The sequence below is a fragment of the Pseudoduganella violacea genome (assembly GCF_014191875.1).
GTDB lineage: Bacteria > Pseudomonadota > Gammaproteobacteria > Burkholderiales > Burkholderiaceae_D > Rugamonas > Rugamonas violacea_A.
The window spans coordinates 1-20,634 of sequence record NZ_JACHXD010000012.1; the positions used below are offsets into that span (position 1 = coordinate 1).

Genomic DNA, 20,634 nt, shown 5'->3' on the forward strand with positions numbered 1-20,634 from the left:
TGCATGGCCGATGGCGAACAGTGGGGATGCCGCTATTGTCTCAGGTCCGACTGCCGCGCGGAGCAGCGCCTGATGAATTAATCAGTGCTTCCCTACGTTAGAATTTGCACCGGTAAACGCTGCTATACCCCTTGATAAAGTGCAGAATATTCCAGTGTTGCGCAGCTACTATACTTACGGCGGACTAGCTTGGTTAAAGAGTGATGGCTACGTCTGGGGCGAAAACATTATTCGTTATGTTGGCTTGGTCCGAACTGGTGCGGGGCTCGAAGCAGTACTCAAGGGGCGCATTATGGCGACAGCAGCATTGGATGGCGAGCTTACTCGCACAACGGTTGCGTGGCGTTGTAAGGTGGTACGGCGCAAGGTGGCAGAGCTTGACCTATGGGAAGGCAAACCGGGAACGTCAATTCAGTCCTTTCATCCTGCTAATCCGTCACGTCCGGTTGATCATCTCTAATATGTACGCTGCGCTTACCTACGATGCGGAATCGGGGCTGTGGTACAACTGGAACCGGTATTATGATGCGCAGATTGGGCGGTATGTGCAGAGCGATCCGATAGGTCTGAAAGGTGGCATCAACCGGCATTACCAGCTTTCAGTGCAACTCGGTCGGTGCGCCGGTCAAATAGACCAACAAGGCCCGCTGAAATTTTTTGTGCGTCGCACAAAAAGTGTGTTATACTTCGTTTCGTCGTGAAGTTCTCGAGTACTTCACCGCTGTAGCACCAAATACGTTGGTCACAAGCTTGCACCTCGCAGATAGCAAGGGCGAGCAGCTCCGCACCGCGCAGATAGCGCGGGCTGGGGCCGAGATTGAAGCATTGGCATTACATTGAAACGAAGCCCGCCCTAGTGCGGGCTTTTTTCCATCCTCCAGACGGCACAGTTTTCGACGCCCGTCTGCCATCACCGCAGCTTGACACGCTGCGTTCACCCTGCAACCGCACGGAAAGGCCCCATTGGCTAAAGAAGAATTGATTGAAATGAGTGGACAGGTCGTCGAGATCCTGCCAGACCAACGCTTTCGCGTAGACCTGGACAATGGCCACAAACTGATCGCCTATACGGCGGGCCGGATGAAGAAGAATTTCATCCGCATTCTTGCCGGCGACAAAGTCACGCTTGAACTGTCGCCATATGACTTGAACAAGGGGCGTATCGTTTTCCGCCATCTTGAAAAGCGCAACACGACCGGCCCAGCGCCGGCCCGCCGCCGCTAAAGGCTGCAAGAGCGTCTTCTTTTACCAGAAGGCGCAAAAAAGCCCGCTCGAAAGCGGGCTTCGTTCAATCGACCAGTCTGGCTCAGGAATCGAGTCCCTTTGCCAGCACTTCGGCGACCAGCGTGTTCATATCGACCCCGCGTTCGGTTGCCAGCGCTTGCAAGCGCTTCACCAGATCGTTATTAAGCTTGACCGCGAAGGGCACCAGACCGAGCGCCTGGTCACGCTTGCGCTGCTCGCGTTTGTCGACGGCTGCGGCACCGGTATTGCCGAAATTCGAGGCGCCTGGGCCTGCCATCTTACCCATCAGTTTCTTTGCGTCGTTCTTTGCTAAGTCTGTTTTTTTCACGTTGCCATCCTTTTAAAGACGCTATTTTACGCGTTTGCCGCCCTGTTATGCGGGTAAGCTCAAGTGCTTAGTCCTGTGGCGGGAAGTCTTCGCGGGATTTCGGCGCATATCCCCAGATCCGTGCCACGTCCCCGCTGACCTCGAACTCGAAACCGATTTCTTTCAGCACTCCCGCAATCTCCTCGGTATGGTCCTTGAATTCGGGCGGCAGCAGACGCCCTTTGCGGGGTAGAGCCTCCCAAAGCCCAATGTCGAACCATTCAACGGTGGCGAAGGGGAAGGGCAGGTGCGCAAACCATTCGACGTCCCAGCCGGTGATGGGGCCGAGCAGGGATTTTGAGCGGTAGGAGGGGCACCAGCCCTCGCGCTCGCGGAAGTACGTTATCAGCTCGTTCCATTTGGTGTTGTTGGCGCACTTGGCGAGATTCCTGTCCGCCACTGCCGCTTGAACTGCCTTGCGCAGTTTTTCATTCTGTCCGGTGCCGGCCATCGGCAGATTATTTGTTGCGGTAGTCATGGCTAAGCCCTTCCCATTTCTCGCAGCAGGTTGATGAAGGCGCGCAGCGGCGCAGGCTGGCGGCGTCCGCTGGGGTAGTAGAGGAAGAGGCTTTCCAGTGGCGGATGGCATTCTTCCAGCACGCGCAGCAGGCGGCCTTCGGCCACGGCCTGCGACACGCGACCTTCATAGACGTAGGCCAGGCCGACGCCATCGAGCGCCGCGCTCACCATCAGATCCTCGTCATCGAGCAGCAGCGGGCCATCCACCGCTACGCTGAGCATTTCGCCGTCCTGGGCGAATTCCCAGGCATACACCGCGCCGCTGGGGAAGCGGCGGCCGATACAGGCGTGATTCTTCAGCTCGCCGGGCGTGCGTGGCAGGCCGTGGTGTTCGGCATAGGCTGGCGCGGCGACCACATTCATCCGGGGCAGGGGGCGCAGAGGGATGGCGATCATGTCCTGGGCCAGGCTTTCGCCATAGCGCACGCCGGCATCGAAGCCGTCGCGCACGATGTCGACCAGGCCGTCGTCCGTCACCACTTCCAGGCGCACATCGGGACAGGCTTGGTGAAAGCGCGCAAACAGGGGCGCCAGCAACAGGGCGGCGGCGGGACGCGGTACGTTCAGGCGCAGGCTGCCGCTGGGCGTGTCGCGCAGGGCGTTGATGTCGTCGAGGCCGGCATGGATTTCATCGAGGGCGGGCATCAATCGCGTCAATAGGCGTTCGCCGGCGTCGGTCGGGGTGACGCTGCGCGTGCTGCGGTTGAGCAGGCGCAGGTCAAGACGCTGCTCCAGGGCGCGCATGGCGTGACTCAGGGCGGATGCGGAAACGCCGCGTTCCTGGGCGGCCTTGCGGAAGCTGCGGTGCTTGGCGACGCAGGCGAAGGCGGCCAGATCGTCGAGATCGGGTGTTTTCATTGGTGAATTTGGCTCAGTAGTTCATGCATAATAACCGGACTTATCGCGCATAAACAAATTCGGCACACTGGCATCCTCCTTAACCACTGAATCAAGGATGTTTTGATGAAAATGCGCAAAATGGGCCGGCAAGGCCTGGAAGTGTCGGCAATCGGCCTGGGCTGCATGGGCATGAGCTTCGCCTACGGGCCATCGAACGAGGCGGAAGCCTTGTCCACCCTGGACCGGGCGCTGGAATTGGGCGTCAGCCATTGGGATACGGCCGAGGTCTATGGTCCCTATACCAATGAGGAATTGCTGGGCCGCGCGCTCAAGGGGCGGCGCGACAAGGTGACGCTGGCGACCAAGTTCGGCTTCGGCATCCTGCCGCATGGCGAGGGCATGGCGCGCATGGCGGGCTTGAACAGCCGCCCCGAGCACGTGCGCGCCGCCACGGAGGGTTCGCTGCGTCGCCTGGGTGTGGAAACCATCGATCTGCTCTATCAGCACCGGCTCGACCCGCAAGTGCCGATCGAGGATACGGTGGGTGCGATGGCCGAACTGGTGCGTGAAGGCAAGGTGCGCTATCTGGGCCTGTCCGAGATTGGTGGTATGACCTTGCGCCGCGCCCATGCCGTGCATCCGATTGCGGCGGTGCAGTCGGAATACTCGCTGTGGAGCCGCGATGTGGAGCAGGAGGTATTGCCTGTCTGCCGCGAGCTGGGCGTGGGCTTCGTGCCATACAGTCCACTGGGACGCGGTTTCCTGACCGGCAAGCTGGAAGACGTGTCGCAATTGGCGGCTGACGATTTTCGCCACCTTCTGCCGCGCTTCCAGCGGGATGCCTTGCAGCGCAACCGCAGGCTGCTGCATACGCTGACCGAACTGGCGCGCGCTCGCCAGGCGACTCCGGCGCAACTGGCGCTGGCCTGGCTGCTGGCCCAGGGTGACGATATCGCGCCGATTCCCGGTGCACGTCGCATCGTCCACCTGCAGGAGAATTCGGCGGCGGCCGAACTTGCGCTGAGCGCCCAGGAGCTGGACGCCATCGCCGCCACTTTCACACCAGACCAGGTCGATGGCGAACGCTACAGCCCGGCCGGCATGGCCTTGGTCGGCCGTTAAGCTGAGCCGGCGGCAATCCCATGCAGGATGCCGCATTCCCTGGCCGTCAGCGTTTCGTGGCATAGGCTGCGCAGATCCAGCAACTGGCGGCGCAGCGATTCCAGCTCGGTGATGCGCTGGGCCAGGGTTTCGATATGGCGGTCGAGCAGCGCATTGACGCCGCCGCAACTGCCGTCGGGCGTGGCGCGCAGAGCCAGGAGCTGCTGAATTTCCGCCAAGCCCATATCGAGCGAGCGGCAGCGGCGGATGAACATCAGTCGCTCCGCATGGGCTTCGTCATACAAGCGGTAATTGGCCGAGGAGCGCGCGGGTGGCGGCAGCAAGCCTTCGCGCTCGTAATAGCGGATGGTCTCGACCGCGCAGCCGGTTTGCAAGGCCAGTTCGCCGATCTTGAACGTTTTATCCATGATTTCCCGCCTTGGGTATTGACCCTGTAGCCGCTACAGGGTTTCTAATGCCAATATACCCCATACACAAGGAGTCATCATGGCAGGATGTTGTGATAGCGGCTGTCCGGCGCCGAAGCAGGCGGTCAGTCCGCGCTATCGGCGTATTTTATGGATCGCACTGGTCGTGAATGCGGCGATGTTCCTGGTGGAGTTGGGCGGCGGCTGGCAGGCGGCTTCGGTGTCGCTATTTGCCGATTCCGTCGATTTCCTGGGCGACGCGGGCAACTACGGCCTGTCCTTGTTCGTGCTGGCCATGGCGCCGGTCTGGCGCTCGCGCGCGGCACTGGTCAAGGGTTTGACCATGGGCGGCTATGGCTTGCTGGTATTGGGCGTGACCCTGTGGCGGGCCAGCCATGGCGGCGTGCCGGAGGCGGCCACCATGGGCGGTATCGGCTTGCTGGCGCTGTTGGCGAACGTACTGGTGGCGGTACTGTTGTATGCCTACCGCGATGGCGATTCGAATATGCGCTCGGTCTGGCTGTGCAGCCGCAACGACGCCATTGGCAATCTCGCGGTGATGCTGGCGGCGGCGGGGGTGTTCGGCACCGGCCAAGGTTGGCCGGATATCGCGGTGGCCGCTATCATGGCCGGCTTGGGCCTGTCGGCCGCGCGCAGCGTGGTGGGCCAGGCGCGCGGCGAGCTGGCCAAAGCTTAAGGCAGCAGACGGGCGGTGAGCAAGGCGGCCAGATACAGGCCGACGCCGAACACGGTATGGTTCAGAAGGCTGCGCAGGCGCGCGATGGCCGGCGCCGGCGTGCGCGAGGCGGCAACGCCCATGCCGAAAGCCGGTTGCATGATGAGGAAGGGCGCCAGGACAGTCGCGACGCCGACCATGATGGCGGGCAGCGGAGTCGGCTGGCGCGCCCAATCCAGACCAGTCAGTCCCAGCAGCAGGGCGGCGAAGCCGACGCCGATGGCGTAGTGGGTCAGCCAGCCCAGTGGACGTTCGCCCGGAACCGGCGCCGCCTTGGCGATGCTTTCATGCACGAAGCGGCCGCTTGGGAAGTGGCCGACCCAGCGTCCCACCATGGCCCAGTTCAGCGGCACGACGCCGAGTACGCGTTTAAGCAGCTCCGACCAAAGGTCTTGCACCATCGTCGCGCCTACGCCAATTGTCAGCACGCGCAAGCTAATTTCTGACACTTCATTCATTCTCTCATTCCTTTAAAACATCATTCAATAAAATAATTGATTGATTAAAGAATAGGGCAATGCTACCATCGTGTCAATGAGCGACTCTATCCAACCCCAAATCCTTGTCGAAATCGCCGAGCTGGCCCGCACGCTGGGCCATGCGCACCGTGTTGCCTTGCTTTGCCATATCTCGGAAGAGGAAAGGCCGGTTGAAAAGTTGGCAGAGCTGGCGGGCCTGTCGCTGGCGAACGCTTCCCAGCATTTGCAGAATTTGAAGCGGGCCGGCTTTGTCGATACCCGGCGTGACGGCAAGCGCATTCTCTACCGCCTCGGTAGCGGGCCGGTGATGGTCCTGTTGGGCGGCTTGCAGCAATTCGCAGAGTTTAAGCGCGCCGAGCTGCGCCAGGTGGTGGTGGACAGCTTCGCCCAGCCCAGCCGCCTGCACGGCATTTCGCGCGAGGAATTGCTGCTGCGCCTGGCCGACGGCGGCGTGACCCTGCTCGATGTGCGTCCCGAACATGAATACGCCCTGGGCCATCTGCCCGGCGCGCTGAATATTCCGCTGGAAGAATTGCAAGGCCGCCTGGGCGAACTGCCACAGGGCCAGCAGATCGTGGCGTATTGCCGCGGCCCCTACTGCGTGTTGTCGCGCGATGCCGTGACCATGCTGCGGACTAGCGGTCTGACAGCGCGCTGCCTGGAGAGCGGCTATCCCGACTGGCTGGCGGCCGGGCTGAAAGTGGAAAAGGCGGGCTGAGCCGCCGACTGTTCGCTTGCGCACCGACGGCGCGTCCGGCCATCGCCTAGGCTGCGGTTTGTGATCCACAGCGAAGGAGGGCATTTTGAAGCGTCTGACCAATGTGATAGCAGCTGCGGCCGCTGTTTTCTTGCTTGTTCCCGGCGCCCAGGCGGCGAAAGAGAAAACCATGAGCGATGTAAAGCTGAGCTTGGCAGTACAGGCGGAGCAGGGGCGGGTGCGGGTTGGCGTGGTGCTGAAAAACGAAGGCACGCACACCGTCTACGTGCCGCGCACCCTTGCCGTGGATAAAGATCCGCCCGGCCGCCTGTTCGATGTGCGCGATGCCGATAGCGGCGAGAAGCTGGCTTATGACGGCGTGATGATCAAGCGCGGCCCGTTGAAGGCCGCCGATTTCATGGAGCTGAAACCGGGCGCCGAGCAGCAAAACAGCATCGATATCACCAATAACTATAGTTTCAAGGCGGGCAAGCGCGTCTACCAGATCGCTTATGAGGGCCTATATTGGGACGATATGGCGTCGGAGCCGGATATGGCCAAGGCCTTGACGCTGACTTCGGCGCCACTGCTGTTCACCTACGGCGGCAAATAAGGCCATCCGGCCTGCGGCACGCAGGGGATGGCCTGGGGCCGGTTTATGGCAGGGATGGGGTGTTCTCGCCGAAGTATTCGTGCGAATCGGCGTTGTCGATGGCCTGGGAAGGATTGCTGATGGCCAGGCTGGCCGCTGCCGACTGGCCATAGGCCCAGTCATCGGTGCCTGCCACCACGGTGAAGTGGCTCATCTCATGCACCAGGGTGCCGCCTTTGGAGTCGGTGCCCGTGGTTGGGGCCGGCCAGAAGGCGTTGCAGACATAGATCTTGTACGGCTGGTTCGGATATACATAAGCGTAATAGCTTTCCTTGCAGCCGCAATCGACCACCACCGCCTTGTTGGCGAAAGCATCCTTGATGGCGTTGAAGTGGGATTTCACCGTGTTGAAGCGGCTGGCATTGTAGGCGCCGAACCATTTGGTATAGCGCTGACCTGGCGTGCCCGTCAGATAGCTTACGCTGCCGTTCGCCATGTTTTTCGCAGCCGTGTAAGCGGCTTTGATCTGGGTCTGCTGCGAGCTGCTGCATTGGGTGAAGGTCAGGCTGCCGGCCAGCGCGGCTTCCTGTTCGGCCGCTTTCTGCGCCGGGCTGGCGTCGCCTTCGATCCAGATCGAGACAGCTTCCGATTGCAGCAGGCCGGCGGTTTTCTCATCGGCGGCCTGCTCGCCTTTGTCGGTGCGCACCGGCGCTGCGGTCTTGCTCAGGAAGCGGATCGAATAGTCGCCCGTCACGCTCATATCGTAGAGGTGGGACAGTTCCACCGTGGCGGTGTAAGCCTTGCCCGGCTCGATCACCAGATAATCGGCGGCGGTCGGCGCGGGGCGCTTCACCAGCTTGCCTTCATACGGCACATTCACGCCGTCGCGCGTGATCTCGAACAGCGATTGTTCGATGGCGCCGAAAGGCGTGTGCCAGCGCAGGATTTTCTCGGCTGTGTCGCCGCTGTTAAACATGGTCACGCGCACCACCACATCATCCCCCGTGCCGAGGGCTTTCTTTTCCAGGCTGACGCTGGCGACCAGGCCGCTGGCGGCCGCGCTGGCGCTGAAGCAAAGAGCAATTGCCAAGACCGAACCGCCAAGCTTGAGGCGCTGATTCAAGTTCATGCTTTGTCTCCGTGAGGTTGGTTGTTTTAACGATGAGACTGGCTTGCGGGCCAGCTCATCGATACATCCTCACACAGCAGCGGAATGGCCGTAAACGCCGATTTGCTAGAAATGCTGAAATTTCGTCAAACTCGGCATTTGCGCAACATTCTACGATTTCTTTAGCGAAATTTAGCCGAAGAAAGCGTATAGATTTAAACAGATGGCAGATTTTGTTAAGAATGGGACAGCCCCGGCAAAGCCACGGCGCTGCCGGTTTTAATGCGGTCCAGCGCCACCAGGGTGCGGAAGCGCTTCACGTTCGGATTGCCGAAAAACATGCGCCGCGTGAGGGCGTCGTATTCGGCCATGGTGGCGACCAGGATCACCAGCACGAAGTCGGCGTCGCCCGTCACGTAATAGCATTGCTGGATTTCAGGCGCGGCCACGAAGGCCGCCTTGATCGCGTCCAGCAAGTCCAGCCGCTCGCTCTCGATATACACCTCGGTGAGGATGGTGAGCGACTTGCCGACCAGGTTCGGATCGACCAGGGCCGCGTTGGCGGCGATCACGCCGGATTCTTCCATGGCCTTGATGCGGCGCTGCACGGCCGGCGCGGACAGGTGCACCCGCTCGCCGATGGTGCGCAGCGGCGTACGGTTGTCCTGTTGCAGGATGTCCAGGATCGCGTAATCGAAATTATCCAATTGCGGCACGATTGATTTACAAAGTTGCGTAGGGAGGTATATTTTAGAGAATTTTTCCATGGTCAGCGCAATAAGATTTCTCTCATCGGAATGATCGGAGGAATCATGTTTGTACTGAACCGTATGGAAGCGCTGGCGGCCGGGGACGCGGACCTGTTCAGCGACAAGGAGCTGGCGCTGGTGCGCAGCCGGCTGGCCTGCCTGCCGGATTTTGCGCCGACGCCGCTGCATGCCTTGCCGGGGCTGGCGCGCGTGGCTGGCGTTGGCGCCATCCATAGATGAGCGCCGGCGGTCGGTGGCCTGGCCGGTGCGCTGGCGGCCAGGCTGGCGCTGCGCTTCGGCCGTGGGCGGCCACGCCTGATTGTGGTCGAACCACAACGCGCCGCCTGTCTTTATGCAAGTTGCCTGGCGCGTGAGCCGGTCAGTGTGGACCCGAGCCAGCCAACCGTGATGTCCATGCTGGAGTGTTATCAGCCATCCTTGCTGGCCTGGCGCATTCTTGCCGCCACGGCCCATGCTTTCATGACGGTGGACGAGGAAATGGCTCAGGCGGCGGTACTGCGTCTGGAGCGCCCGGCGGGCGGCGATCCGCGCATTCTCAGCAGTGAAAGCGGGGCGGCGGGTGTGGCGGGCTTGCTGCATGCCGCCGCTGAACCTGCCATGCGCTCAGCTTTTGGCCTCAATCAGCATGCGCGCGTGTTGTTGATTGTCAGTGAAGGCGCCGGCGAACCGATCGAACAATTCCGCGAGCCGATGTGAGGCGAGGAAGCGCCATTTTCCAGATGTAACATGTTTTTCGAGGATAACTACTAAAAAAGACACATTGCAAAAAAGGCCAGTATCTGCGATGATTTGTAAACGCGAATCATTATCATTTAAATTTTTCCGCAGATACCCATGTCCATCTCCTCTGCTGTAGATATCCGTCAGCTTTTCATTGCCTCCCGCGCCCAATTGCGCGATGCCGCCGCCCGCATTCTGGGCTGCCGGCAGCGCGCCGAGGACGTGGTGCAGGATGCCTACCTGAAGCTGGCCGACGGCATTGAGGAGCTGCACATCCTGAACCCCGGCGCCTATCTGTTCCAGCTGGTGCGCAATCTGGCGATTGACCGCCACCGCCGCTCCGCTTTCGAGCAGCAAGTGTTTTCGCCCGGCGAGGAAGCGCTGCAGGCGGGGTCGAACGTGACACCCGAGGTCCAGGCCATCCATACCCAGCACCTGGTGCTGGTGGCGCGCGCCCTGGACAAGCTGCCGGAGCGCACCCGCGCCGCATTCGAGCTGCACCGCCTGGCCGGTAAAACCCAGCGCGAAGTGGCGGCCGACCTGGGCATCTCCACCACGCTGGTCAACTTCATGATCCGCGATGCGATGGAATGCTGCCGCGATGCTTTGCGGGCCGCCTGAAAATCCAGGCTGCGCCAGTTGATATAATGGGGCGGACGGCGTCAATGGAGACGCCGTGCTTCTTTTATCAGCAAGGCCATGACTATAAATATAAACGGCGACCAGCATTGGCAAACCGCCCTCGATTGGATACAGCGCGAACACGAACACACGCTCGATGAAGCCGCGCAAGCCGAACTGGCGGCGTGGCTGAAAGCCTCTCCGGATCATCTGAAAGCGTATGAGGAAGCGCGCCGCGTATGGCTGGCCGCGGGCCTGGTGCCGCCGGCTGGCGACAGCGTTTAAACCTCCGGATTTTTCCTTACCCACTGCATTAAATTTCGCTTTGCCTCATGCGTCATAGGGGAGAGCAGTGCCGCAGGCCTTCCATATCGGAATGCGCGGCGCTGCCTTCACCAATGATGAGGTATAGCGCATGTCCACCAGTTGCTTCGACCGTGAAGACGAAATCTTCGTCGTCCTCGTAAATCACGAAGAACAGTATTCGATCTGGCCGCAATGGAAAGCGGTTCCCGGCGGCTGGCGCGCGGTCGAGGGTGTCAGCGGCAACAAGAAGGCCGTGTTGGAATACGTCGAACGGACCTGGACCGATATGCGTCCCAAGTCCCTGCGCGACTGGATGGCTGAACAAGCCAGCGCCCACTGATACGCGGGACGTCCGATGCCGAATCAGTCGCCCGCGCGCCACTATCCCGAGAATTTTGTCGCCCATCTGCGCGCGCTTGCCGTGCAGCGCCCCGACGACACCGCCCTGATCGTGGTGGCCGAACGGGATGGCGCAGCCCTCGATACCCCGATTTCCTATGCGCTGCTGGAGCGGCGCGTGCGCGCGCTGGCGGCGCAGCTGCAGCAGCGCTTCAGTGCCGGCGAACGCGTCCTGCTATTGCTGGATAACGACGATCATTATGTGGTCAGCTTCTTTGCCTGCATGTATGCGGGACTGATCGCCGTGCCGGTGTTTCCGCCCGAATCGGCGCGGCCACAGCACCTGGCGCGCCTGGCTGGCATCGCGGAAGACGCGCAGGCGGCTTGCATCCTGACCTCAGGCGCGATCCTGGACATGGTGGGCGATGCGATGAGCGCCTTCGGCGGCGCGGCCGTGATCGCGGCCGACAGCATTGCTATCGGCATGGCGGAGGAGTGGGCCGAACGCGAGCCTTTGAGCGGCGACGTCGCTTTTCTGCAGTACACCTCGGGCTCGACTTCCACGCCCAAGGGCGTGATGGTCACGCACGGCAATCTGATGGCGAATGAGCGCGCCATTGAGGCGACCATGGATGTGCGGGACAGCGATATTTTTGTGTCCTGGCTGCCGCTGTACCACGATATGGGTTTGATCGGCGGCTTGCTGCAGCCTTTCCATCGCGGCATTCCCGTAGGTTTGATGACGCCGAGGTTCTTCCTGGAGCGGCCGGTGCGCTGGCTGCAGGCTGTCGCGCGCCTGCGCGCCACGATCAGCGGCGGGCCGGACTTCGCGTTCCGGCTTTGTCTGGAACGGGTCAGGGAAGAGCAGATCGCGCAGCTCGATTTGTCGAGCTGGCGGCTGGCGTTCTCCGGCGCGGAACCGGTGCGTTACGACACTTTGCGCGACTTCATCGCGCATGCGGCGCCAGCCGGTTTCTCCGGCTCTTCGGTCTACCCCTGCTATGGCCTGGCTGAAGCGACGCTGCTGCTGACTGGTGGCCGCCGCGCGGGCGGCATATGCGCCCAAGGCTTTTCCGCCGACAGTCTGGCGCAGGGCCGGGCGCAGGCCGATGCCCGCGGCAATATGCTGGTCGCTTGCGGCGCGATCGCGCCCGACCATGTGCTGGAGATTATCGATCCCGCCTCGGGGCGCGCGCTGGAGGCGGGATGCGCGGGCGAGATTCAAGCCAGCGGTCCAAGCATCGCCGGCGGCTATTGGCGGCGCGAGGAAGCCAGCGCCGAAACCTTTGTCGAACGGGATGGGCGGCGTTGGCTGCGTACGGGCGACCTGGGCTTTCTGCATGATGGGCAGCTGTATATCACCGGCCGCATCAAGGATTTGATTATTGTGCGCGGCCAGAATATCTATCCCCAGGATATCGAGCGCGGCATCGAGGCCGAGGTGGAAGCGGCGCGCAAGGGCCGCGTGGCCGCCTTTGCGGTCGCGACGCCCGATGGCGGCGAAGGCGTGGGCGTGGCCGTCGAGGTTTCGCGCGGCCTGCAAAAACTGGTGCCGGTCACAGTGCTGGTGGATGCCTTGAGCCAGGCGGTTGTTGCGGCATGCCGGGAGCCGGCTTCGGTCGTGGTGCTGCTGAATCCCGGTGCGTTGCCCAAGACTTCGAGCGGAAAACTGCAGCGCGGCGCCTGCCGCAAGGGATGGCAGGACGGCACGCTGGATGCGTATGGGGTCTATCAGTTTGGCGCGTTCGCCTCGGGCGGGCCGGCCGAGGCGGAAGCGCAGACGCCGCTGAGCGAAGCCGAAGCTGCACTGGCCGTCCTGTGGCGCGAAGTGCTTAAGCGCGACGCGGCGGCGGTGTTCGCGCGTGACGCGCACTTTCTGGCCAGCGGCGGCAATTCGCTGGCGGCGGTGCAATTGGCGGCGCGCATCGAAGAACGCTGGAATATAGCGTTTCCCGTGCGGCTGATATTCGAACGGCCGCAGCTTGCGGCAATGGCGGCTGCGATTGCCGGCCGGCCGCAGGGTGGTTCCGTCAACGCGGCGCTGTGGTCGATTGTGCCGCTGCCTGCGGAGCGCCGCCGCCAGGCGCTGCCCCTGTCGCATGCGCAGCAAAGGCAATGGTTCCTGTGGCAGATGGCGCCGGAGAGTTGCGCCTATCACGTCAGTGGCGCGCTGCGCTACGCCGGTGCGCTGGATAGCGTTGCCTTGCATGCGGCATTCGATGCCCTGATTGTGCGCCATGAGCCGCTGCGCACCCTGTTCCAGGCCGGCGTGGATGGCAGGGGCGAGCAGCTGATTCAGTCTGGAATGCCGCTGGACTGGTCGGAATTCGACCTGCGCGGCCTGCCCGAAAATGAGCGCCAGCCGCAGGCGCTGCGGTTGGCCGAAGAATTGAACGCGCGTCCATTCGACCTTTGCCACGGCCCGCTGCTGCGCGCGGCGCTGCTGCGCCTTGGCGACGAGACGCATATTCTGGCGGTGGTCATGCATCATATTGTGTCGGATGGGGTGTCGATGCAGGTGCTGCTGGCCGAACTGGCCGCGCATTATCGCGCCCGTCTGGCTGGCGGCACGGCGGAATTGGCCGCGCTGCCGGTGCAGTATGCGGATTACGCGGCATGGCAGCATGAATGGCTGAAAGAGGGGGCCGGAGCGCGCCAATTGGCATATTGGCGGGTGCAGTTGGGCGGCGAGCAGCCGGTGCTGGCACTGCCGGTTGACCGTGCGCGGCCACCGGTGGCGAACTACCGGGCCGCCGCCCATCGCCTGGAGCTGGAACCGCAACTGCTCGATGCCCTGAATGCATGTGCCCATCATGCCGGCGGCACGCTGTTCATGGCGCTGCTGGCGGGCTTCCAGGTGCTGCTGCACCGCTACACCGGCCAGGGCGATATCCGCGTCGGCATCCCCATCGCCAACCGCCAGCGTATCGAGACCGAAGGGCTGATCGGCTTCTTCGTCAATACCCAGGTGCTGCGCGGCGAAATCCACGGCCGCCGCAGCCTGGCCGAGGTGTTGCGCGACGCGCGCGAAACGGCGCTGGCGGCGCAATCGCATCCCGACCTGCCGTTTGAGCAGTTGGTCGATGCCTTGCAGCCGGAACGCAGCTTGAGCCATACGCCGCTGTTCCAGGTCATGTTCAACCATTTGCGCGCCGACTTCGGCACGCTGGCGCAACTGCCCGGGGTGGATGCCGAATATTTCGCCCTGCGCGAACAGGCGGCCCAGTTCGAACTGACATTGGAAACCACGGAGCTGGCCAACGGCCGATTGGGCGTGCGCTTCATCTATGCGGCGGAACTGTTCGAGGCGGCCACCATCGCCCGCATGGCGGACGATTATCTGGTCATCCTGGACGCGCTGGCGCACCAAAGCGGGCGGGCGGTGGGCGATGTCGGTCTGGTCAGCCAGCAGGAACAGATCCATCTCGAAGAGTGGGGTGTCAATCCGGTGCGCCATGCCGACGCGGAGCCGGTGCATCGCAGCTTCGAGCGCCATGCGCTGTGCCATCCCGATGCGACAGCTTTGCTGTTCGGCGATCAGATCCTCAGCTATGCGGAGCTGAACGTCCGCGCCAACCGTCTTGCGCACCGCCTGATGGCGCTGGGCGTTGGGCTGGAGAGCCGGGTCGGCATCGCCGTCGAACGTTCGCTGGATATGATGATCGGCTTGCTGGCGATTCTGAAAGCCGGTGCCGCCTACGTGCCGCTGGACACCGACTACCCGGCGGAGCGCCTGCGCTATATGGCCGAGGACAGCGGCATCAGCCTGCTGCTCACGCATGGCGCACTGAGCGCCAGCTTGCCCCTGACCGCGGTGCCGGTGCTGCTGCTCGACCAGGTCGACGTCAGCGCCGAGAGCCGTGCGAATCCTGCCGTGCCGGTGCATGGCGAGAACCTGGCCTACGTGATCTACACTTCCGGCTCGACCGGCAATCCGAAAGGCGCGGCCAACCGCCACCGTTCCCTCTCCAGCTGCATGGCGTGGATGCAGGAGACTTACCACTTGACGCCCGCCGACACGGTGCTGCACAAAGCCGCCTTTGGCTTCGACGTGTCGGTATGGGAGCAGTTCTGGCCATTGACGACGGGCGCGCGTCTGGCGCTGGCCTTGCCGGGCGACCAGCGCGACCCGGCGCGCCTGGTGGCGCTGATCCAGCAGCACCAGGTGACCACGGTCAATTTCGTGCCGCCGATGCTGCAAGCTTTCCTGGCGCACGAGGGCATCGAAGCCAGCACGCGGCTCAAGCACATTATCTGCGGCGGCGAAGCCATGCCGGCCGAAACCCAGCGCGAAACCTTCGAACGTCTGCGCCGCGCCGGCTTGCACAATCTGTATGGACCGACCGAAACCGCGATCCACGTGACGCACTGGGCCTGTCGCAACGATGGCCAAAGCCTGGTGCCGATCGGCCGTCCGATCAGCGAAACCCATACCTATGTGCTGGACGCGGAGCTGAATATGGTGCCGGCCGGCGTGGCGGGCGAGTTGTATCTGGGCGGCGTGGGACTCGGGCGGGGTTACCTGCACCGTCCGGGTCTGAGCGCCGAGCGCTTCGTGGCCGATCCCTTCGATCCGCGCGGCGGCCGCTTGTACCGCACCGGGGATCTGGTGCGCTGGAATGGCGAAGGTCAGCTGGAATACCTGGGCCGCATCGATCACCAGTTGAAGATTCGCGGCCTGCGCATCGAGCTGGGGGAGGTCGAGGCACAGCTGCTGGCGCAGCCGGAAGTGCGCGAAGCTGTGGTGCTGGCGCGCGACGGCGCGGGCGGCAAGCGCCTGGTCGGCTATGTGTCGGCGCACGAAGGCAAGCTGGCCGATGGCGCGGAACTGAAGGCCCGTCTCGCGCTGCGTCTGCCGGACTATATGGTGCCGCAGCATATTGTGGTGCTGCCTTCGCTGCCGCTGAGCGCGAACGGCAAGGTGGACCGTAAGGCGCTGCCGGATGTGGCGCTGCCGAACCGCGCCGCCAGCGAGGCGCCCCAAGGCCAGCTGGAACAGGCACTGGGCCAGCTCTGGTGCGCCCTGCTGGAACTGGAGAATGTGGACCGGCGCGACAGTTTCTTTGAACTGGGCGGCAATTCGCTGTTGCTGCTGCAGTTGCAGCGTCGTCTGGCGCAGCAGCTGGACCTGCATCCCACGGTGGTCGATCTGTTCAAGTATCCGACGCTGGAAGCGCTGGCCGCTTTCCTGGGCAGTACCGCACCGTCGGCACGTTCCACGGCGGAAGTCGATGAGCGCGCAAAGCGCCAGCGCGGCGCATTTTTACAACGTAAAGCAGTAGCGGAAAGAGCTCCGACATGAATCTCGCGGACCAAGGCCTGCCGGAGCAGGAATTCACCGGCGTGGAAATCGCTATTGTCGGCATGGCTGGGCGCTTTCCCGGTGCGGACAGCGTGGACGCCCTGTGGCGCAATATCCTGAACAGCGTGGAAGCGCGGCGCGCCTTCGACGATGAGCAGTTGCGCGCGCGCGGCGTGGCCGCCGCCGCGCTCGCCGATCCGGCTTACGTAAAAGCCGGCATGGTACTGGACGGCGTAGACCAATTCGACGCCGGCTTCTTCGGCTATTCGCCGCGCGAGGCTGAGCGGCTCGATCCGCAGCAGCGCGTATTCCTGGAGACAGCCTGGCATGCCCTGGAAAACGCGGGCTACGCGGGAAGCGCCACGCCGGCGCTGACCGGCGTGTATGCGGGCAGCGGCAGCAATCTATATTTAATGCATAATCTGCTGCCGGGCGTGGATTGGGCGGCCAGCGATATTGCTTCCCTGCTTGGTCTGATGAACGGCAATGACCAGGGATCGCTGGCGACGCGCATCGCCTACAAACTGAATCTGCGTGGCCCGGCGGTTTCGATGCAGACGGCGTGTTCGACTTCGCTGGTGGCAGTGCATATGGCTTGCCGCTCCTTGCTGAACTATGAAAGCGACCTGGCATTGGCTGGCGGCGTCTGGCTCAACCTCCTGCAGGAGATGGGCTACCGCCATCAGGCCGGGGCGATTCTGTCGGTGGACGGCCATTGCCGCGCTTTCGATGCGGCGGCGGACGGCACGGTGATCGGCAGCGGCGCGGGCGTCGTTGTGCTCAAGCGGCTGGACGAGGCGCTGCGCGATGGCGATACCATTCACGCCATTATCAAAGGCTCCGCGCTGAATAACGACGGCGCGGGCAAGATGGCGTACAGCGCGCCCAGCGTCGATGGCCAGGCCGAGGTGATCCAGTCTGCGCTGGCGATGGCCGGCGTGGATGCAGGCAGCATCGGCTATGTGGAAGCGCACGGCACCGGAACTGCCTTGGGCGATCCGGTGGAAATCGCCGCCTTGACCCAGGCCTTCCGCGCCAGCACGCAGAAAAGCGGCTACTGCGCCATCGGCTCGGTGAAGACCAATATCGGCCATCTGGATGCGGCGGCGGGCGTTGCCGGCCTGATTAAAGCAGTGCTGGCCCTTAAGCATCGCACGCTGCCGCCAAGCCTGAATTTTGAGCAGCCGAATCCGCAAATCGACTTCCCCGCCAGCCCGTTTTACGTGAATACGCAAGCCCGTCCCTGGGCGGCGGCTGGCGCACCACGCCGCGCTGGCGTCAGCTCATTCGGCATGGGTGGCACGAATGCCCATGTGGTGCTGGAAGAGGCGCCTATGCCAGAGGTGCTGCAGACGCAGACCGGGCAGACAGACCAATTACTGCTGCTGTCGGCGCGCAGCGCCACTGCTTTGGATGAAACTATCGCGCGCATGGCAAGCCATTTGGAGCACCACGCGGAGCAGGCCTTGGCTGATGTCGCTCACACACTGCATTGCGGGCGGCGTCACTTTGTGCACCGCGCCGTTGCCCTGGCCCGTGATCATACCCAGGCGGCCCAAGTGTTGGCCGGAAGCGGCGGCTCGCTGGTCCGTGGCCAGATTATGGCCGAAGCGCCGGCTATTGCCTTCCTGTTCCCTGGCCAGGGTGCGCAGCACGTCGATATGGGGCGTGACCTGTATCTGAACAATGGCGTGGTGCGCGATACCGTGGACAATTGCTGCGTGCTGCTGAAGGATCGTCTCGGTCTTGACCTGCGCGAGCTGATGTATCCGGCGGAAGGCAAGGAAGAGGAGGCTGCCGCGCAGCTGGAGCAGACCGCCTATACCCAACCGGCGCTGTTCGTGCTGGAATATGCGATGGCGCAGATGTGGCTTAGCCGTGGTGTGCGTCCCGATGCGTTGCTGGGGCATAGCATCGGCGAGTACGTGGCGGCCTGTCTGGCCAGTGTATTTACGCTGGAAGATGCGCTGGCCATCGTTGCCGAACGCGGGCGCTTGCTGCAGGCGAGCGCCGAAGGCGCCATGCTGGCCGTCAGCCTGCCGGAAGCGGAACTGACCTTCTGCCGGGATGCCGGCTGCGATATCGCGGCCGTCAACGCGGCCGACCTCTGCGTCCTGGCTGGCCCATTCGCCGCCGTGGAAGCAGTTGAGCGCCAGTTGTCTGAACGAGGTATGGGGACGCGCCGGCTGCACGTCAGCCGCGCCTTCCATTCCAAGCTGGTTGAGCCGGTGCTGGCCGAATTCGAAGCCTTGCTGCGCAAGCTTACGCTGCAAGCGCCCAAGATTCCTTTCATTTCCAATCTGAGCGGAAGCTGGATCAAGGCGGAAGAGGCCTGCGATCCAGGCTATTGGTTACGCCATATGCGCGGAGCGGTGCGTTTTGCTGATGGGCTGACAACCTTGCTGGAAAAATCCAACCGCTTGTTGCTGGAAGTCGGTCCGGGCGAAACGCTGAGTAGTCTCGCGCGCCGCCACATGTTGGCGGCGGAACGTCCGGTGCTCGCCACGCAGGCGCATCCGGCGCGGCGCAGCCAGAACGCGCGGCAGCATGCGCTTTGCCTGGCGCAGCTTTGGGTGGCCGGTGTCGAGCTGGATGCGGCGGCGCTGGGCATCGGCGGCGGGCGGCGCGTGGCTTTGCCGGGATACGCTTTCGAGCGACAGTCGTATTGGGCCGAAACCGCCCCAGCGAAGGTGGAGAATGCACGTGGCATGGACGACTGGTTCCAGCGCCCCGTGTGGAAGCGCGCCTTGCCCCTGAGTTCCACGGGCGAAGTACGCAGCGCCCCGATACTACTGCTGGCCGATGAAACCAGCTTCGCCGACAAGCTGGCGGACCGCCTACTGGCGCAAGGGCGGGAGGTGATTCGGGTCGAACGCGGTTCGGGCTTTGAGCGCATCGCGGCCAACCGCTATGCCGTGCGCCCCGGCGATGCGGGCGATCTGGCGCAAGTGCTTCATGCGCTGCAAGGTGCCATGGCCATTGATGTATGCCATATGTGGGCGCTGAATTCAGGAGGCCAGCCGGATTCCCTGGAGCGCGGCTTCCATAGCCTGGTGGCTTTGGCGCAGGCGCTGGATGGTGCCGGTGTCGGCGCCGCCGCGATTACTGTGCTGGGTGATGGTCTGGAGGATGTCACCGGCATTGAGCAACTGTATCCGCAGCAGGCGACCTTGTATGGTCCCTGCAAGGTGATTCCGCAGGAGTACCCGAACATCTCCTGCAGGCTGCTGGATATTGTTCTGCCGGCGGCTGGCGGCGAACAAGCCCTGGTAAGCCAGGTAATCGACGAAATGAACGCGCCGCAGGGTGAGACGCTGGCGGCTTATCGCGGGCCGCATCGCTGGCTCAAGGTCTACGAAGCGTTGCCACGGCCGATTGCGGCAGGCCAACGCCTGCGCCGCCAGGGCGTGTATCTGATCACGGGTGGCGCTGGCGGCGTTGGCATGGTGCTGGCCCGATATCTGGCGCGGACGTGGCAGGCAAAGCTGGTCCTTGCGAACCGCAGCGCCTTGCCGTCCGATGCACCGGTCATGCTGGAACTGGAGGCGCTGGGCGCCGAAGTGCTGGCTGTTCAAGCCGATGTCGGCGACGCGGGACAAATGGCTGCCGCAGTCGCCGCTGCCCACGCCAGGTTTGGCTCCTTGAACGGCGTGATCCACGCTGCCGGTATCGCTGGCGGAGGCTTGATCGCAACCAGGCAGCGCACCAGCGTGGAAAAGGTATTTGCGCCGAAACTGCAGGGGACCATGGTCCTGCTGGATGCAGTGAGGAACGAGGCACTGGATTTCGTTCTGCTCTGTTCTTCGCTGACGGCGGTCACGGGCGGCTTTGCGCAAGCCGACTACTGTGCCGCGAATGCTTTCCTGGACGCGTTGTCGCAGCGCGCCGTCAGCAATGGCGGTTCCTGGCTGGTTTCGGTCAACTGGGATGTCTGGCGCGATCTGGGCATGGCGGCGGGGCAGCAACTGCCGGACGACGAAGGCATAGCCGCTGCCGATGCCGGCCCGCTGCTGGAACGCATACTCTCCGGTCCGCGGCTGCCGCAAGTACTGATATCGACCATTGGGCTGGAACGGCAGATGGCGCGCGGCGCATCGATGGAGCTGGCGGATCGCCTGTTGCTTGAGCCGGTGCCGCGCCGCCAGCGGCATGCGCGTCCCGCATTGTCCGAGGCCTATGCCGAACCGGCCGGCCCTCTGGAAGAAGGACTTGCTGCGCTATGGAGCGAATTCCTCGGCATTGCATCGCTTGGGGCTAACGACAATCTGTTCGAACTCGGTGGCGACTCGCTGCTTGCCATTCAGCTGCTGGCCAAGGTGCGCACCGCGTATGGCGTTGAGCTGCATCCGGCCGGCTTTTTCAAGAATCCGACGGTTGCCGCGCTGGCGGTGATGGTCGAAACCCGAATGATAGAAGACATCGAGCGCGCTGAAGCGGCTACGGTGTCCCCACAGCTGTAAAGGT

20 protein-coding genes are annotated in these 20,634 nt (G+C 63.0%); 13 read left to right on the top strand and 7 right to left on the bottom strand.

What is annotated here, in order from left to right:
* Window positions 1–461 precede the first annotated feature (461 nt).
* Window positions 462–701 (top strand): RHS repeat-associated core domain-containing protein, encoded by a 240-nt coding sequence (locus FHS03_RS28235; protein WP_229426310.1) that lies wholly within the window; start codon window positions 462–464, stop codon window positions 699–701.
* A 262-nt stretch (window positions 702–963) separates the two neighbouring features.
* Window positions 964–1,224, top strand: a complete 261-nt coding sequence (infA, locus tag FHS03_RS19720; protein WP_183442652.1) for a translation initiation factor IF-1 — start codon at window positions 964–966, stop codon at window positions 1,222–1,224.
* Window positions 1,225–1,306: 82 nt separating this feature from the next.
* Here infA and FHS03_RS19725 read toward each other — a convergent pair whose 3' ends face one another.
* The 3 genes from FHS03_RS19725 to FHS03_RS19735 form a co-directional block, all read right to left on the bottom strand.
* Entirely contained in the window at window positions 1,307–1,573 is a 267-nt protein-coding gene (locus tag FHS03_RS19725; protein ID WP_183442653.1) for a hypothetical protein, read from the bottom strand.
* Window positions 1,574–1,640: 67 nt separating this feature from the next.
* The gene (locus tag FHS03_RS19730; RefSeq protein ID WP_229426302.1) at window positions 1,641–2,090 is read right to left on the bottom strand and encodes a DUF6678 family protein; all 450 of its coding nucleotides are present in this window, start codon (window positions 2,088–2,090) and stop codon (window positions 1,641–1,643) included.
* 2 nt (window positions 2,091–2,092) lie between these two features.
* A complete protein-coding gene (locus FHS03_RS19735; RefSeq protein ID WP_183442654.1) occupies window positions 2,093–2,989 on the bottom strand; it encodes a LysR family transcriptional regulator in 897 nt (298 codons plus the stop codon).
* Window positions 2,990–3,094: 105 nt separating this feature from the next.
* On the opposite strand from FHS03_RS19735, the gene FHS03_RS19740 reads away from it, so the two are divergent.
* Complete coding sequence (locus FHS03_RS19740; protein WP_183442655.1) at window positions 3,095–4,093, top strand: aldo/keto reductase; 999 nt, start codon at window positions 3,095–3,097, stop codon at window positions 4,091–4,093.
* Here the strand turns inward: FHS03_RS19740 and cadR are convergent.
* A complete protein-coding gene (gene cadR, locus FHS03_RS19745; RefSeq protein ID WP_183442656.1) occupies window positions 4,090–4,500 on the bottom strand; it encodes a Cd(II)/Pb(II)-responsive transcriptional regulator in 411 nt (136 codons plus the stop codon). The genes FHS03_RS19740 and cadR overlap by 4 nt on opposite strands.
* Window positions 4,501–4,579: 79 nt before the next feature.
* Here cadR and FHS03_RS19750 point away from each other — a divergent pair, with 79 nt between their 5' ends.
* The gene (locus tag FHS03_RS19750; RefSeq protein WP_183442657.1) at window positions 4,580–5,197 is read left to right on the top strand and encodes a cation efflux transmembrane domain-containing protein; all 618 of its coding nucleotides are present in this window, start codon (window positions 4,580–4,582) and stop codon (window positions 5,195–5,197) included.
* Here FHS03_RS19750 and FHS03_RS19755 read toward each other — a convergent pair.
* The gene (locus tag FHS03_RS19755) at window positions 5,194–5,694 is read right to left on the bottom strand and encodes a DUF2938 domain-containing protein (RefSeq protein WP_183442658.1); all 501 of its coding nucleotides are present in this window, start codon (window positions 5,692–5,694) and stop codon (window positions 5,194–5,196) included. The genes FHS03_RS19750 and FHS03_RS19755 overlap by 4 nt on opposite strands.
* A gap of 76 nt (window positions 5,695–5,770) precedes the next feature.
* Here FHS03_RS19755 and FHS03_RS19760 point away from each other — a divergent pair, with 76 nt between their 5' ends.
* Both FHS03_RS19760 and FHS03_RS19765 read left to right on the top strand, forming a co-directional pair.
* Window positions 5,771–6,433 (top strand): ArsR/SmtB family transcription factor, encoded by a 663-nt coding sequence (locus FHS03_RS19760; protein ID WP_183442659.1) that lies wholly within the window; start codon window positions 5,771–5,773, stop codon window positions 6,431–6,433.
* Window positions 6,434–6,602: 169 nt separating this feature from the next.
* The gene (locus FHS03_RS19765) at window positions 6,603–7,025 is read left to right on the top strand and encodes a hypothetical protein (protein ID WP_183442660.1); all 423 of its coding nucleotides are present in this window, start codon (window positions 6,603–6,605) and stop codon (window positions 7,023–7,025) included.
* A gap of 43 nt (window positions 7,026–7,068) precedes the next feature.
* Here the strand turns inward: FHS03_RS19765 and FHS03_RS19770 are convergent, their stop codons facing one another.
* Together FHS03_RS19770 and FHS03_RS19775 are read right to left on the bottom strand one after the other, a co-directional pair.
* On the bottom strand, window positions 7,069–8,133 hold the full coding sequence (locus tag FHS03_RS19770) for a M35 family metalloendopeptidase (RefSeq protein WP_183442661.1): 1,065 nt from the start codon (window positions 8,131–8,133) through the stop codon (window positions 7,069–7,071).
* A 215-nt stretch (window positions 8,134–8,348) separates the two neighbouring features.
* Window positions 8,349–8,828, bottom strand: coding sequence for an Lrp/AsnC family transcriptional regulator (locus FHS03_RS19775; RefSeq protein WP_371871744.1), 480 nt, complete (start codon window positions 8,826–8,828; stop codon window positions 8,349–8,351).
* Window positions 8,829–8,924: 96 nt separating this feature from the next.
* On the opposite strand from FHS03_RS19775, the gene FHS03_RS19780 reads away from it, so the two are divergent.
* The 7 genes from FHS03_RS19780 (at window position 8,925) to FHS03_RS19810 (ending at window position 20,630) form a co-directional block, all read left to right on the top strand.
* Window positions 8,925–9,101 (top strand): hypothetical protein, encoded by a 177-nt coding sequence (locus tag FHS03_RS19780; RefSeq protein ID WP_183442663.1) that lies wholly within the window; start codon window positions 8,925–8,927, stop codon window positions 9,099–9,101.
* 18 nt (window positions 9,102–9,119) lie between these two features.
* Window positions 9,120–9,578: a pyridoxal-phosphate dependent enzyme gene (locus FHS03_RS19785; RefSeq protein WP_183442743.1), complete on the top strand. Its 459-nt coding sequence runs from the start codon at window positions 9,120–9,122 to the stop codon at window positions 9,576–9,578.
* 138 nt (window positions 9,579–9,716) lie between these two features.
* On the top strand, window positions 9,717–10,223 hold the full coding sequence (locus FHS03_RS19790; RefSeq protein WP_050407840.1) for an RNA polymerase factor sigma-70: 507 nt from the start codon (window positions 9,717–9,719) through the stop codon (window positions 10,221–10,223).
* Between the two features lie 78 nt (window positions 10,224–10,301).
* Window positions 10,302–10,508, top strand: a complete 207-nt coding sequence (locus FHS03_RS19795) for a FecR/PupR family sigma factor regulator (protein ID WP_183442664.1) — start codon at window positions 10,302–10,304, stop codon at window positions 10,506–10,508.
* A gap of 130 nt (window positions 10,509–10,638) precedes the next feature.
* On the top strand, window positions 10,639–10,869 hold the full coding sequence (locus FHS03_RS19800) for an MbtH family protein (protein ID WP_183442665.1): 231 nt from the start codon (window positions 10,639–10,641) through the stop codon (window positions 10,867–10,869).
* A gap of 15 nt (window positions 10,870–10,884) precedes the next feature.
* On the top strand, window positions 10,885–16,170 hold the full coding sequence (locus FHS03_RS19805; protein WP_183442666.1) for a non-ribosomal peptide synthetase: 5,286 nt from the start codon (window positions 10,885–10,887) through the stop codon (window positions 16,168–16,170).
* A complete protein-coding gene (locus FHS03_RS19810) occupies window positions 16,167–20,630 on the top strand; it encodes a type I polyketide synthase (protein WP_183442667.1) in 4,464 nt (1,487 codons plus the stop codon). Before FHS03_RS19805 ends, FHS03_RS19810 begins: the two co-directional genes overlap by 4 nt.
* The last annotated feature ends 4 nt before the right edge of the window (window positions 20,631–20,634 follow it).